Here is a 13,925-nt window from a genome sequence, read left to right on the forward strand (position 1 = left end):
GTTCTCAGAACACCAGGTAGGTCAGACTCAGGAACTGGATGAGTCCAGCCACGGCACCAAATACGCCGCCGACTACCATCAGCTGCAGCTCTTCTTCGTGAAATGCCGGGCGCAGGATGCCCTGGAACTCCTTCGGCCCGAGGGATTTCATCTGGCTGGCCAGGACTCCCGCCACCACCGGTGCCCGCTCCCGGTTGAACGCCGGGTCCGAGAAGACATCCCCGGTGGCCACCACGGCTTTCTGGTACAGCGCTTTCTTCAGCTCGGTATAGCCGGTGACCCCCACCGAGACCTGTGCCGTCAGCTTCATCACCGGGGAGCTGTCCAGCAGCGGCCGCAGGTGTTTCTGGATGATCGCCCGGGTACGGTCGCCATGGGCGCCGTTGATCATGGCGTCGGCAACCCGCTCGACCGTAATCAGTTCTTCCGCCACCAGGCGCGCCCAGACATCGCTGATCTCGGGCTGTCGGCGCAGGAACAGGCCCTGGATCTTCCAGAACAGGAAACGGCGGGGTTCAACCGGAGTAAAGATCAGGTTGATGGCCAGCCAGTTGGTGAGGAAACCGACGGCAAACCCGCCAAGGGGAAGCAGCCAGGGTTCGGGATACCGGATCCAGAGCGGCACGAGCGCGGCACCCAGCAGTCCGCCGATGATCGCACCAAGGTTGATTACCGACTGCAGCTCTACCGACCCCGCCTCCTTGAAGATCCGGTTCATCAGATCCGGATGGCGCTGGAGTTCCCGGCTTAACAGGGCCTTGAGGTCCACCAGCTCGTCCAGGTCATCACCGAAGTCCTCCACCAGTTCCTCGACCCGCTCAGGCAACGCTTCCGTCGCCCATCTATAGATCCGGTTACGCACGAACAAGGGCACGTTATCCCACAGGACCGGGTGATTCTCGTACATGATCTCATCGATGTACTCATCCACCCTCGGGGTCACCTGTGAGATCACCTGCTCCACGATGCGATGGGGTTCAAGTTTTTCGTAGACGGAATTCAGATCGCCGAATTTCTGCAGGGTTTGGTCAATGCAGATGTGGGCCATCTTCTCCGCTTTCCGGGGGATGACACCCTGCCAGCCAAGCACTCCGAAACCGACAAACCGGACCGGATAGAAGGACATCTGAATTGCCAGCCAGTTGGTCACCCAGCCGGTGACAGCTGCCATGACAGGCACAGACAGGAGTGCTAGGTCGATCAAGAGTTACCCCGGTTGAAATTGCGGCCACAGGCCGATGAGCATTCGGTTCTTGAGTGCCAGCCAACAGTGTAGTGGCCCGGCACGTCAGTTTATGTGACCGATGATGAAGTAATTGAAATGTCACAACATTGGCCGTGAAGCCATGGGGTGTGGGGAATTGCGGCAGCAAAAACCCCGGCCTGGCGGCCGGGGCTCTCAGAGACGGCTTACTGGTAGTAAGCGTTTTCGGTGTAGGAGTGGTCGGTTACGTCGCGAACGGCCGTAATTTCCGGCACGCGCTCTTTCAGTGTGGATTCGACGCCCTGCTTGAGGGTCAGGCTGACCGCGGAACAGCCCTGGCAACCACCGCCAAAGCGCAGCACGGCAACGGACTCGTCCACGATCTCGACCAGAGATACGTCACCACCGTGAGCCGCGAGGTTCGGGTTGATCTCGGAGGCCAGCACGTAGTTCACGCGATCCGGCAGCGGTGCGTCATCGTCGATCTTGGGCACCTTGGCGTTAGGGGCCTTGATCGTGAGCTGGCCGCCCATCTGGTCCTTGGAGTAGTCGACGTACGCCTCTTCCAGGAACGGGACCGAGTTATGGTCCAGGTACAGAGTGAACTTGCCGAGATCCAGCTGCTCGTCCGTCGGGACGACTTCATTGGGCGGGCAGTAGGCCAGGCAGGTCTCGGCATTCCGGGTGCCGGGCTGGGTGACGAAGATCCGTACGCCCATGCCTTCTACATCCTGCTTTTCAATGAGTTGCGCGAGGTAATCCCGCGCGGAATCTGTCACGGTAACCAATGCCATGTTTCCTACCCGTTTGGAAGTTTGACTCCTATTTTAAGAGAGTTCGCGGGAACATGAAAGACCAAGTAAAATAGTCGGGATTTAATCAGGTAATGAATTTCCCGTATGACCGCCTGCTGGAAGCGCCGGAGACACGGCACTTGATAATGATCATTCGGACTAAGACGGAATCCGGCATTTTTGCTATGATCCCGCGCCATTGACTGAAATACGACGTTAGCCACGACACCCGGAAGATTTCCCTATGACCGATCGCACTACCCGTCTGGAACAGCTTCATCAAGCCCTCAAGGAACGCATTGTGATTCTTGATGGTGGCATGGGCACCATGATCCAGAACCAGAAGCTGGATGAAGCCGCGTTCCGGGGCGATCGGTTCAGGGACTTCGAACGGGAGGTGCAGGGCAACAACGACCTGCTCAACCTGACCCAGCCTGCCCTGCTCCGCAACATCCATGCGGACTACCTGGACGCCGGCGCTGACATCATCGAGACCAACACCTTCAACTCTACCCGCCTGTCCCAGGCCGATTACGGCATGGAAGATCTGGCCCGGGAGCTGAACGTGGCCTCGGCAAAGCTGGCGCGGGAGATTGCCGACGAGTTTACCGCTAAAGACCCCAGCAAGCCCCGCTTCGTCGCTGGCGCGGTCGGCCCTACCTCCCGTACCGCCTCCATTTCACCGGATGTGAATAATCCCGGCTACCGCAATGTCGATTTCCAGACACTGGTGGACAATTATTACGAGGCGGTTTCAGGCCTGATGGAGGGCGGCGCCGATCTGATCCTGATCGAAACCATCTTCGATACCCTGAACGCCAAGGCAGCGATTTACGCCACCCAGCAGGTGTTCGAGGATACCGGCATCGAGTTGCCGATCATGATTTCCGGCACCATCACCGATGCCTCCGGACGTACGCTGTCCGGCCAGACCACCGAGGCCTTCTACAACTCCGTTGCCCATGCCAAGCCCATTTCCGTGGGGCTGAACTGCGCCCTGGGTGCGGACGCGCTGCGACCCTACGTCGAGGAGTTGTCCTCCAAGGCCGAGACCTATGTCTCCGCCCACCCCAACGCGGGCCTGCCCAACGAATTCGGTGAGTACGACCAGACCCCGGAGGAAATGGCGGAGATCATCGAAGGCTTCGCCAAAGACGGCTTCCTGAACATCATCGGTGGTTGCTGCGGTTCCCGCCCGGATCATATCGAGGCCATTGCCAAAGCCGTCGCCAAGTACCCGCCCCGGCAGATTCCCGAGCGCCCCAAGGCCCTGCGCCTGTCTGGCCTCGAGCCCTTCACCGGCGATGAGAACACCCTGTTCATCAACGTCGGTGAGCGCACCAACGTGACCGGCTCCAAGCGGTTCCTGCGCCTGATCAAGGAAGAGCAGTACGAGGAAGCCCTCAGTGTGGCCCGGGACCAGGTGGAGAACGGCGCCCAGATCATCGACATCAACATGGATGAGGGCATGCTGGATTCCAAGGAGGTCATGGTCACCTTCCTGAACCTGGTCGCCTCCGAACCGGACATTTCCCGGGTGCCCATCATGATCGATTCCTCCAAATGGGAGGTGATCGAGGCCGGCCTGCGTTGTATCCAGGGCAAGGCGGTGGTGAACTCCATCAGCCTGAAGGAAGGCGAAGAGGAATTCATCAAGCGGGCGAAAGACTGCATGCGCTACGGCGCCGCTGTGGTGGTCATGGCCTTTGACGAAGACGGCCAGGCGGATACTTACGAGCGCAAGACCGAGATCTGCAAACGCTCCTACGATGTGCTTACCGGTATCGGGTTCAATCCGGCCGACATCATCTTCGACCCGAACATCTTCGCCATCGCTACCGGCATCGAGGAACACAACAACTACGCGGTGGACTTCATCAACGCCACCCGCTGGATCAAGGAAAACCTGCCCCACGCCTCCATCTCCGGCGGTGTGAGCAACGTGTCGTTCTCGTTCCGGGGCAACGATGCCGTGCGCGAGGCCATCCATTCCGTGTTCCTCTACCACGCCATCAAGGCCGGAATGAACATGGGTATCGTCAATCCCGGCCAGCTGGTGATTTACGACGAGATCGAGCCGGATCTGAAGGAACTGGTGGAGGATGTGGTACTCAACCGCCGGGACGACGCCACCGATCGCCTGCTGGAAGCGGCCGAGAAGTTCAAGGGCAAAGGCGGCAAGACCCAGGAAGAGGACCTGGCCTGGCGCGAGTGGCCAGTCGAGAAGCGCCTCGAGCACGCCCTGGTCAAAGGCATCACCAACTATATCACCGAAGACACCGAGGCCTGCCGCCAGAACGCCAGCCACCCCATCGAGGTCATCGAGGGCCCGCTGATGGATGGCATGAACGTGGTTGGCGACCTGTTCGGCGACGGCAAGATGTTCCTGCCCCAGGTGGTCAAGAGTGCGCGGGTAATGAAGCAGGCCGTGGCCTACCTGATCCCCTACATCGAGGCGGAGAAGTCCGAGGGCCAGCAGGCCAAGGGCAAGATTCTCATGGCCACGGTAAAGGGCGATGTGCACGACATCGGCAAGAACATCGTGGGCGTTGTCCTGCAGTGCAACAACTACGAAGTGATCGATATGGGCGTGATGGTGCCCTGTGACAAGATCCTGGAAACCGCGAAGAAAGAGAAGGTGGACATCATCGGCCTGAGCGGCCTGATTACCCCGTCCCTTGACGAGATGGTTCACGTAGCCCGGGAGATGCAGCGCCTGGACTTCAACATCCCGCTGATGATCGGTGGCGCCACTACGTCCAAAGCGCACACGGCGGTGAAGATCGAGCCCCAGTTCAAGAATGATATCGCCCTGTATGTATCCGACGCATCCCGCTGCGTAAACGTGGCCTCCCAGTTGCTCAGCAAGACCGCCAAACCGGCCTTTGTCGAAGCCGCCCGCACCGAATACGACGAGATCCGGGAACGCCGGAAGAACCGCGGCGAGCGGACCAAGCTGGTCTCCCTGAAGGAAGCCCGAGCCCGCGCCCCGGAAATCAACTTTGAAGGCTACGAACCGACGAAACCATCGTTCACCGGCATCCGGGTATTCGAGGACTACGACCTCGAAGAACTGGTCGACTACATCGACTGGACGCCGTTCTTCATTTCCTGGGACATTTCCGGGAAGTACCCGGCGATCTTTGACGATCCCAAGCGCGGCGAAGCGGCCCGCAGCCTGTTCAATGACGCCCAGAAAATCCTCAAGCAGATGATCGGGGAGAAACGGGTGACTGCCCGGGGCGTGATCGGCTTCTGGCCGGCCAACCGTCGCGGCGATGACATCGTGGTCTACACCGACGAATCCCGCACCGAAGAGCTGACCACCCTGCACCACCTGCGCCAGCAGGATGAGAAGGCACCGGGCAAGCCGATGATGGCGCTGTCCGATTTCGTGGCGCCGGAGGATTCCCGGAAAGTGGATTATGTGGGCGGTTTCGCCGTGACCACCGGTATTGGTGCCGAGGAGTTCTCACAGGAATTCAAGGACAAGCACGACGACTACAACGCCATCATGGTCAAGGCTCTGGCCGACCGCCTCGCCGAGGCCTTCGCCGAGCGGATGCATGAGCGGGTTCGCAAGGAATTCTGGGGCTATGCTGCCGACGAGCATCTGGCCAACGAGGATCTGATCAAGGAGCGCTACCGCGGTATCCGTCCGGCTCCGGGTTACCCGGCCTGTCCGGATCACACCGAGAAGGCGACCCTGTTCCGTCTCCTGGAGGCCACCGGCAAAATCGGTCTTGAGCTGACCGAGCACTTTGCCATGTTCCCCACCGCGGCAGTTTCCGGCTGGTACTTCGCCCACCCCGAGTCCAAGTACTTCGCCGTTGGCAAGATTGGCGTGGATCAGGTTGAGGACTATGCTGAACGTAAAGGTATATCCAAGGCGGAGGCGGAGCGCTGGCTGATGCCAAGCCTGGCCTACGATCCGGCAGAATAGACGGGGACAAAGCACGCAATGACCGACACGACCGACAATGAAAGCAACAAGAAAGATCGGAAGTCGGGCTCACCCGGCGTTTTGAAAATAATGCAAAGCATTCTGGCCGGCGCTTTCGGAGTTCAGTCCGACAAGCGCCGGGAAGAGGATTTCTCCAGCCATAGCCCCTGGCCCTACATCATTGCCGGACTACTCTTTACCGCGGCCTTTGTGGGGGGACTGATTCTGGTGGTGCAGGCTGTGATTGCCAGCCAGTAACCTATTGGCCCGAGACCCAGACAACCGCGAAGGCGACCACCAGTACGACGACCAGAACCGCAGCGATGGCGTCTGCCTGACTGTCTGAACGCATGCTCTTCTTCATGGAAGTACCCCTTCTCACTTTTTCAGGTCATTGTTGTTATCTTTTCAGTTAAGCAGGAAATTGACATTCGTCCAGCCTGCGTGCCATCCACTTATCGCCTGAATCGATAAACATATTTTGAAATAATCATTTTGGAAATAAAAACCTGGTGATATCCTGCCTTCCAGATATAAGAGGCAGGACATTACCCCTATGTACGTATACGACGAACACGACCGGCAAATGGCAGCGGAACGGGTGGCCCAGTTCAGGGACCAGACCCGACGCGCCCTGGCGGGCGAACTCAGCGAGGAAGAATTCCTTCCGTTACGCCTGCAGAACGGACTCTACGTTCAGCGCCACGCACCGATGCTGAGGATCTGTGTGCCCTACGGCATGCTGCGCTCCGAGCAGTTGCGTCGTCTCGCCCGTATCACCCGGAATTACGACAAGGGCTACGCCCATTTCACCACCCGGCAGAACGTCCAGCTCAACTGGCCGGCCCTGGAGGATGTTCCGGACATCCTGGCCGAGTTGGCGGAAGTGGAAATGCATGCCAACCAGACCAGCGGGAACTGCATCCGGAACACCACCACGGACCAGTTTTCCGGCGTACAAGCCGATGAAATCACCGATCCCCGGCCCTATTGCGAGATCATCCGTCAGTGGTCAACGTTCCATCCGGAATTCGCGTTCCTGCCCCGCAAATTCAAGGTGGCAGTGAACGCCTCCGAAAAAACCGACCGCGCGGCAATCCGGATCCACGACATCGGGCTCCAGATGGTGCGCAACGATGCCGGCGAATTGGGCTTCCGGGTCCACGTAGGTGGCGGCCTTGGCCGGACTCCGATGGTTGGCCCGGTGATCCGTGAATTCCTGCCGGAGCTGGACTTGCTGACCTACCTTGAAGCGGTCCTGCGGGTCTACAACCGCTATGGGCGTCGGGATAACAAGTTCAAGGCGCGGATCAAGATCCTGGTCAAGGCCCTGACTCCGGAAGGTTTTGCCGAGAAAGTAGAAGCCGAGTGGGCCCACATCAAGGATTCGCCGACCCGTCTGACTCCGGAAGCCATTGAGCGGATCAAGGGGTTCTTTACCGAACCGCCGTACGAGGCCCTGGACAACGCTACAGACCTGCTGGCCCGGCAGCGGTTCGAGAACCGCGGTTTTGACCAGTGGCTGAGCCACAACGTAGACGTGCACAAGAAGCCCGGCTACGCCATTGTGACGCTGACCCTGAAAAAAACCGGCACACCTCCGGGCGATGTCACCGACAGCCAGCTCGAGCAGATTGCCGACCTGGCCGACGAATACAGCTTCGGGGAGGTTCGGGTCACCCACCATCAAAACGTGGTGCTGGCCGATGTGCGCCAGGACCGGCTGCTGGAACTGTGGCAGACCATTACGCCAATGGGCTTCGGGACCGCCAACCTGAACACCCTGACCGACATTATCTGCTGCCCGGGCGGCGATTACTGCGCCCTGGCCAACGCCAAGTCGATCCCGGTGGCCGAGGCTATTCAGCGCCGGTTTGAGGACCTCGACTATCTGTATGACCTGGGCAACATCGATCTCAATATCTCCGGGTGCATGAATGCCTGCGGTCATCACCACGTCGGCAACATTGGGGTTCTGGGTGTCGACAAGAAGGGCGAGGAGTTCTACCAGGTCAGCCTGGGCGGCTCTTCCCACCATGATGCGGATATCGGCAAGATCCTCGGGCCCTCCTTTGCCCGGGAGGAGATGCCGGAGGTTATCGCGAAGATTATCGATGTGTACGTCGATCAGCGTACCGAGGAAGAGGAATTCCTTGATACCTATCGCCGTATTGGCATCAAACCTTTCAAGGAGCGGGTCTATGCCTGACGTAATCAATGCAGACGGCACCATCCGTCAGGACAACTGGGTTGTGGTTCCGCGGCCGGAGGATGGCGAGTCCCTCGCCATTCCAACGGAGCAGCCGGCGCTGATCCCGGCCGATCTTTGGCTCGCCGGCTACGAGCATTTCACCGGTAATGACCGGATTGGTGTCTGGTTCGACAGCCATGACGAGCCGGAAATGATTGCCGATAAGGTCAACGAACTGCCGCTGATTGGAGTGAACTTCCCCCGCTTTGTGGATGGTCGTGGCTATAGCATTGCCCGGTTACTGAGGGAACGGTTTGGCTATCAGAACGAGCTGCGGGCGATCGGGGATGTGCTGCTGGACCAGCTGCAGTTCATGAAGCGATGCGGGTTTGATTCGTATGTGCTGCGGGCCGACAAGGACATCAGCCAGGCTCCTAAGTGCCTGAACTTCTTCAGCCAGGGGTATCAGGCGGCGACGGATACGGATTTGCCGCTGTTTCGGCGGCGGGCCGGGTGAGCTGGAGGTTGGTTGAAGATGGGGTCAGATGAAGGTTTTCATCAGACCCCATTTTCAGACCTGGAAGTCACCTCACAGGCTATGATCCAACACGATCTTGCCCGCAGACGCCCCCTTCAAAAACGCCTTCAGCGCCTCATCCAGCTCCGCACGGCCGATATCCCGGGCCGAGGCTTCAGTCTTCGGGCACTTCCACTCACCGGCAAACTTCTCCCACACCGTTTGCTTGTCAGCCAGCGGAATCTCAACCGAATCCACACCCAACAGGTTCACGCCCCGCAGAATGAACGGCAGCACCGTGGTCGACAGCTGAGGGCCGGCCACCAGGCCGCAGCAAGACACTGACCCACCCGGCTGGACCTGCTTGAGCAACTCCGCCAACGGTGTGCCCCCCACAGTATCAACCGCATTGGCAAAGACCGGCTTTAACAGCGGCTTCTTCTCTTCAGCCAGAGCATCACGGCCAACCACTTCACTGGCGCCCAGTTCCTTCAGACCGTCAGCATGATCAGCCTTGCCACTGATCGCCACCACGTCAAAGCCCAGGTTCGCCAGCAATTCGACGGCCACGCTACCCACGGCACCAGAGGCACCACTGACAGCGACCTTGCCCTGCTCCGGGCTGGCGCCCATTTTCAGGAGTTTGCTGACGCACAGGCCTGCAGTGAGGCCAGCAGTGCCGTAGATCATCGCAGTACGGGCATCCCAACCAGACGGCATCGGCACAACCCAGGCGGCCGGTACGCGGATGTACTCACCAAAACCGCCATCGGTGTTCATGCCGAGGTCATAACCGGTGACAATCACCTGGCTGCCCACCGCCGGCTCACCAGCTGCAGACTCCACCACTTCACCCGCGGCATCAATGCCGGGCGTATGGGGAAACGAGCGGGTGACGCCCTTGTTGCCGGACGCAGACAGAGCATCCTTGTAGTTCAGTGACGAATGACTGACCCGGATCAGAACCTCGCCTTCCGGCAGATCGGCCGTGTTGAGGGTCTGTTCACTACCCTGGTATTCGCCATCTTTCTCTTCCACTCGCCAGGCTTTGAATTCGCTGTTCGTTGTCATGGTGTTACCCCGTTTATTGTCAGCTACTGAATCTTCTGGTTCCGGAAAGCACTGAGCACGCGCCATACGGTGTGCTCCAGAGCCGCGCTGGTGGCCAGGCCCAGTTTTTCCGGGAGTGTCCGTTTGCGCTGGAACGTCACTGACACTACGTCGGCACGATCACAGGCCTCAATGAGATATTCGTCGGAGGTCTTGATCTCGTCGATCAGATTGACCTCCAGCGCCCGCTTGCCAAACCAGATGTCGCCATTGGCCACTTTGGCGATATCGACACTGGGCCGGCGATCGGTCACGTACTCCTTGAACAGACCATGGGTATCCTCCAGATCCTCGAGAAATTTCTGCCGGCCTTTATCGGTGTTCTCCCCGAAGATGGTCATGGTGCGTTTGTGCTCACCCGCAGTCAGCACCTCGAAATCCACATGATTCTTCTTGAGGAAACGGTGGAAGTTTGGCAACTGCGCCACCACGCCGATAGACCCGAGAATCGCAAACGGGGAGGCAACGATCCGATCGGCAACACAGGCCATCATGTAACCACCACTGGCGGCCACCTTGTCGACGCAGGCCGTCAGCGGGATACCCTTGCTGCGAATCCGGTCCAGCTGGGCAGCAGCAAGGCCATAGGAATGCACCAGTCCTCCCCCGCTTTCGAGGCGAATGACCACTTCGTCCTGCTCCGGTTTGGCAACACTCAGTACCGCTGAAATCGACCGGCGCAACTGGTCGGTATCGCTGGCCTTGATATCGCCGTCAAAATCGAGCACATAAACCTTCGATCGGGCTTCCGGTTCCGCACCCCCTCTCTTGGCCTTGGCTTTTGCGGCTTTTTTCTCGGCTTTGTCTTCCTTTTTACGTGCTTTCTGGAAGGCCTTGCGCTCGCCCTCATCCATCAGCCGCGCCTGAATGGTTTCCCGCAACTTCTGGTATTTATCGTTGAGTTTCCGGATTCTCAACTCGCCCTCTCCTTCGTGATCCTCACGCTCCTTCTGGGCAGCAGATAGTATGACGGAAATGATCACAAGGGCGGCAACCACGAAGGTAACGACCTTGGCCAGGAACAGGCCGTATTCTGTCAGGAACTCCAAAATGGTTTCTCCAAATGGTTATGCAAAGACGAGAGTGTAACTTACCGAATTAACACTGATAAGCGGAGCAAAAAAATTAAAACAAGCGTTCGATCGAGCTTGACACGACCCTTCGCTGACCATAAAGTCGAATTGCGAGATCGGCTTCGCCAAGACAAGACAACCATTCAGAAGGGCAAGATAATGTCTGTAGCTCAGGTATTTGAAAAACTCGAACAGAATTTCAACGCAGACGCAGCTCAAGGCCTCGACCTGGTGTTCCAGTTCGACATTGAGGACGATAATAACTACCACCTGGCCATCAACGACGGCTCCTGCAAGCTGCACGAAGGCTCTCATGAAGACCCTTCCGTTACCCTGATCATGAACTCCGATACTCTGCAGGGCATCGTTTCCGGCGAAACCGACGGTATGCAGGCGTTCATGGCTGGTCAGCTGCGCGCCGAAGGCGACATGATGCTGGCAACCAAGCTGGGCGAGCTGTTCAACATGGGCTGAAGCCCTGCCCCGCTCATAAAAAAACCTGCGCACGCCGCAGGTTTTTTTATGCCTGAATTTCCGGCTCACTCATCCCATAGCTGAACCGCCTGCCGTGCGGCTTCGTTCTGGGGTGTCGCCACCAGGCCTGACGCTGACAGCCGGACATCGAACAAGGCGCCGTCACGCATCGGCATGAAGGTCGCGTTACCATAGACCCCCTCCACAAACGGCAAGTTGAATTGGCGGTCCAGCTCCCAGAGATCGGGCCACTTCTGTTCGCTCAGCCCGATCACCGTCCTGGGCATACTCTGTTCATTTTCGAGCGAGGTATAACGACCACTCAAGCGCTCGAGCCGGTATCCCGGTGCAATCCCCAACCAGCGAATGGGGCCGGCGAACCGAATGATACGAGCATCCAGCTGCCACTGATCGCCCTTGACCGACTGGATGACCGGTGCTTGCTCTCCGGTCTGCAGTGTCACAACCCAGAGCTGCTCTCCCTGCCGCTGGGTGGATACCGTCGCAACGGTCTTCATCCCCTCCAGCGATTGATAGCCCATCAGGTTCACAGCAATCACCAGGGTATAGATACCGATGACCAGCACGGAGAATACCGCCATGCCTTTGAGCCAGCCCAGCAACCAGCGTGGACGGAGGAAAAACAGAAGGCTCGCAATCACCAGCACCGCGCCAACGACTGCCAGAACGATAGTTGCGAGCTCATGGGACATGGGATTACAAACCAACGTCGTCCAGGGAGGATTCTGCCAGCTTGAGCAGATCGGGGTTGCGGTCTTCCCGCTTGCCGATGCTTTCAATGTAATACTCAAGCGACGTCAAAGCATCCGCCAGCGCTTCTAGCACCTGATGGGGAGGCGCCTGGCGGGCATCCAGGAGACGGTCCTGAATCGAGGCGGCAACACGTTTGAGCACATTGGCGGCACCGGGATCGTTGACCATCTGCAGGCCACCCCAGATGCTGTGCAGGGTTGCAGGCAGGTTGGCCAGGTGCAGTTTGTCGTAATCCGATTCAATGAATGCCGTGATAGCCCGTTTGGCCAGGGTCAGCGCACTTCTGGCCTCATCCGCCACCACAAACATCGCTTCCTGGAGATAGACCGACTCATCCCGGTTGCGCCGGCTGCCAGCCAACGCGTCCGTTTCCGAGGTAATACCGCGAGTGACAATCTGCATCACCGCATCCTCTACGCCCAGAACCGAGTCCGCCAGGCGATACAGTTCGTCATCACCCGGCAATCGGTTGTCATCTTCCCATCTGCGAAGCTTGGCCGCTTCATCACGGGAAATGCCGGCAAGCTTGTTCAGATCCAGCATCACCAGAGTATTGGCAAGACGCTCAAGGGCATCAGCGATGGACGACAGCTCCGCCAGGTCCGGCTCAATACCCCTTTCGATAATGTCGAGCTTGTCCTTGAGCTGATTGAGCTCATCCTGCAGCGCGTCCGACAGAGATTTGAGGACATCACTACCCGGGCCATACAGGCGTCGGGCATGGGCCTCCAGCATGGAATCCGGGAATTCCGCGGGCGCCAGGCGATAAGCGGAAAGAATGCGTGTCACTTCCGGGTTTGCGGACCCACTCCGATAAAGCATGTAGATGAGGTCCCGAACCAGTGAATCCGGGGCATCCTTGGCCGTGGCCACCTTGCCGACATAAACCACCTCCCGGGCGTACCGCTCTATGCGCATGAACATGCGCTTGCGGGCCTTGGTGAAGATCATGGCGCGATCAAGCATCGTGTCTGCAACAATTCCCAACAGGCACCACATCTGCCCCATGGGCGCACCCTGACACAGCTGCGCAAATCCGCGGGAGGCGCGGCCGAACAGTTTCTTGCTGACCACGTCGTTGCGATCCCGCAGCACGCCAAGCAAGGCCACCTGGAACGTCAGCCGCATCCTTCGGGCCATAACCTCGTAGTCCGCTTCATTACCTTCAAAGGCAGCGAGCTTGAGATCCGCACAGAAGTCCGGACGCTCCTTGACATCCACATCAAAGAAACAGGATTCCGGGTAAGGTTTTTCACGGCGGGCTTCGCGCAGATCATTAATAACCGGCAGCAACAGCTCCGGATGGTCCTCGCGCTGCTGGTGGTAGTATTCCACGTACCGACGGAGTATAAACAGGGCGCTGTTCAGGGTGGTAAGGAGAATGTTCTTGTCGTCATTGGCACCGACCGGAACGTCGTTGGCCATGGCAACCGCTTCCTGGCACAACAGGGTGCCGCCACGAAGCTCGACGAGGATGAAAATGCCACGCAACTGATTCAGGTAATCGACACAGTTCTGGAGGTCTTCCCCGCTCTCGCGATTTTCCTGGAAACGCTCAAGGCTGGATTCTGCCTGTTTGATGGTCTGTTCTATCTCACTTTTGACCAGATCAAACGACTGCGATTTCGTCGCCAGAGACGATTGAACCATAAACGCTTCCTGTCTGATTTGCGGAGACTACCGCGTCCCGTGCCTGACATTCAGCCCGGCCACGAAGTACCGGACTTTGTTGTTATTGATCGGCTACACCCTGACCGACCAGTTCTCTGTTCGCAAAAAACTGGCGAACTTATCATTACTTATAACACAAAACTCATGTTGCTCAACAAAGGCGGAGTGTAACAA

The 13,925-nt window shown here is 58.3% G+C and carries 11 protein-coding genes; 5 read left to right on the plus strand and 6 right to left on the minus strand.

Annotated features, from left to right (window positions below):
- Positions 1-4 precede the first annotated feature (4 nt).
- Together ACQUTG_RS07620 and nfuA are read right to left on the minus strand one after the other, a co-directional pair.
- A complete protein-coding gene (locus tag ACQUTG_RS07620; RefSeq protein ID WP_428918832.1) occupies positions 5-1,171 on the minus strand; it encodes a DUF445 domain-containing protein in 1,167 nt (388 codons plus the stop codon).
- A 239-nt stretch (positions 1,172-1,410) separates the two neighbouring features.
- A complete protein-coding gene (gene nfuA / locus ACQUTG_RS07625; RefSeq protein WP_410328970.1) occupies positions 1,411-1,998 on the minus strand; it encodes a Fe-S biogenesis protein NfuA in 588 nt (195 codons plus the stop codon).
- 244 nt (positions 1,999-2,242) lie between these two features.
- On the opposite strand from nfuA, the gene metH reads away from it, so the two are divergent.
- From metH to ACQUTG_RS07645, 4 genes are all read left to right on the plus strand, one after another.
- Positions 2,243-5,941, plus strand: a complete 3,699-nt coding sequence (gene metH, locus ACQUTG_RS07630; protein ID WP_428918833.1) for a methionine synthase — start codon at positions 2,243-2,245, stop codon at positions 5,939-5,941.
- A 90-nt stretch (positions 5,942-6,031) separates the two neighbouring features.
- Positions 6,032-6,199 (plus strand): DUF2970 domain-containing protein, encoded by a 168-nt coding sequence (locus tag ACQUTG_RS07635; RefSeq protein ID WP_428918834.1) that lies wholly within the window; start codon positions 6,032-6,034, stop codon positions 6,197-6,199.
- Between the two features lie 298 nt (positions 6,200-6,497).
- Positions 6,498-8,150, plus strand: coding sequence for a nitrite/sulfite reductase (locus tag ACQUTG_RS07640; RefSeq protein ID WP_428918835.1), 1,653 nt, complete (start codon positions 6,498-6,500; stop codon positions 8,148-8,150).
- Positions 8,143-8,649 (plus strand): DUF934 domain-containing protein, encoded by a 507-nt coding sequence (locus tag ACQUTG_RS07645; protein WP_428918836.1) that lies wholly within the window; start codon positions 8,143-8,145, stop codon positions 8,647-8,649. Before ACQUTG_RS07640 ends, ACQUTG_RS07645 begins: the two co-directional genes overlap by 8 nt.
- A 72-nt stretch (positions 8,650-8,721) precedes the next feature.
- Here ACQUTG_RS07645 and ACQUTG_RS07650 read toward each other — a convergent pair whose 3' ends face one another.
- Both ACQUTG_RS07650 and sohB read right to left on the minus strand, forming a co-directional pair.
- Positions 8,722-9,720, minus strand: coding sequence for a YhdH/YhfP family quinone oxidoreductase (locus ACQUTG_RS07650; RefSeq protein WP_428918837.1), 999 nt, complete (start codon positions 9,718-9,720; stop codon positions 8,722-8,724).
- Positions 9,721-9,743: 23 nt separating this feature from the next.
- Entirely contained in the window at positions 9,744-10,808 is a 1,065-nt protein-coding gene (gene sohB, locus ACQUTG_RS07655) for a protease SohB (protein WP_428918838.1), read from the minus strand.
- A gap of 183 nt (positions 10,809-10,991) precedes the next feature.
- Between sohB and ACQUTG_RS07660 the strand changes: the two genes are divergently transcribed.
- Positions 10,992-11,306, plus strand: a complete 315-nt coding sequence (locus ACQUTG_RS07660) for an SCP2 sterol-binding domain-containing protein (RefSeq protein WP_428918839.1) — start codon at positions 10,992-10,994, stop codon at positions 11,304-11,306.
- 65 nt (positions 11,307-11,371) lie between these two features.
- On the opposite strand, the gene ACQUTG_RS07665 is transcribed toward ACQUTG_RS07660, so the two are convergent.
- Together ACQUTG_RS07665 and ACQUTG_RS07670 are read right to left on the minus strand one after the other, a co-directional pair.
- Positions 11,372-12,019, minus strand: a complete 648-nt coding sequence (locus tag ACQUTG_RS07665) for a multidrug transporter (RefSeq protein ID WP_428918840.1) — start codon at positions 12,017-12,019, stop codon at positions 11,372-11,374.
- A 4-nt stretch (positions 12,020-12,023) separates the two neighbouring features.
- Positions 12,024-13,730, minus strand: coding sequence for a chemotaxis protein (locus ACQUTG_RS07670; RefSeq protein WP_428918841.1), 1,707 nt, complete (start codon positions 13,728-13,730; stop codon positions 12,024-12,026).
- Between the last annotated feature and the right edge of the window lie 195 nt (positions 13,731-13,925).

This window comes from Marinobacter sp. DUT-1, assembly GCF_050379415.1.
Taxonomy (GTDB): Bacteria; Pseudomonadota; Gammaproteobacteria; order Pseudomonadales; family Oleiphilaceae; genus Marinobacter.

What these genes read in the sequence shown, in the direction of transcription:
- ACQUTG_RS07620 (WP_428918832.1), bottom strand. Translation starts at nt 1,171, where the DNA reads ATGGCAGCTGTCACCGGCTGGGTGACCAACTGGCTGGCAATTCAGATG.
- nfuA (WP_410328970.1), bottom strand. Translation starts at nt 1,998, where the DNA reads ATGGCATTGGTTACCGTGACAGATTCCGCGCGGGATTACCTCGCGCAA.
- metH (WP_428918833.1), top strand. Translation starts at nt 2,243, where the DNA reads ATGACCGATCGCACTACCCGTCTGGAACAGCTTCATCAAGCCCTCAAG.
- ACQUTG_RS07635 (WP_428918834.1), top strand. Translation starts at nt 6,032, where the DNA reads ATGCAAAGCATTCTGGCCGGCGCTTTCGGAGTTCAGTCCGACAAGCGC.
- ACQUTG_RS07640 (WP_428918835.1), top strand. Translation starts at nt 6,498, where the DNA reads ATGTACGTATACGACGAACACGACCGGCAAATGGCAGCGGAACGGGTG.
- ACQUTG_RS07645 (WP_428918836.1), top strand. Translation starts at nt 8,143, where the DNA reads ATGCCTGACGTAATCAATGCAGACGGCACCATCCGTCAGGACAACTGG.
- ACQUTG_RS07650 (WP_428918837.1), bottom strand. Translation starts at nt 9,720, where the DNA reads ATGACAACGAACAGCGAATTCAAAGCCTGGCGAGTGGAAGAGAAAGAT.
- ACQUTG_RS07660 (WP_428918839.1), top strand. Translation starts at nt 10,992, where the DNA reads ATGTCTGTAGCTCAGGTATTTGAAAAACTCGAACAGAATTTCAACGCA.
- ACQUTG_RS07665 (WP_428918840.1), bottom strand. Translation starts at nt 12,019, where the DNA reads ATGTCCCATGAGCTCGCAACTATCGTTCTGGCAGTCGTTGGCGCGGTG.
- ACQUTG_RS07670 (WP_428918841.1), bottom strand. Translation starts at nt 13,730, where the DNA reads ATGGTTCAATCGTCTCTGGCGACGAAATCGCAGTCGTTTGATCTGGTC.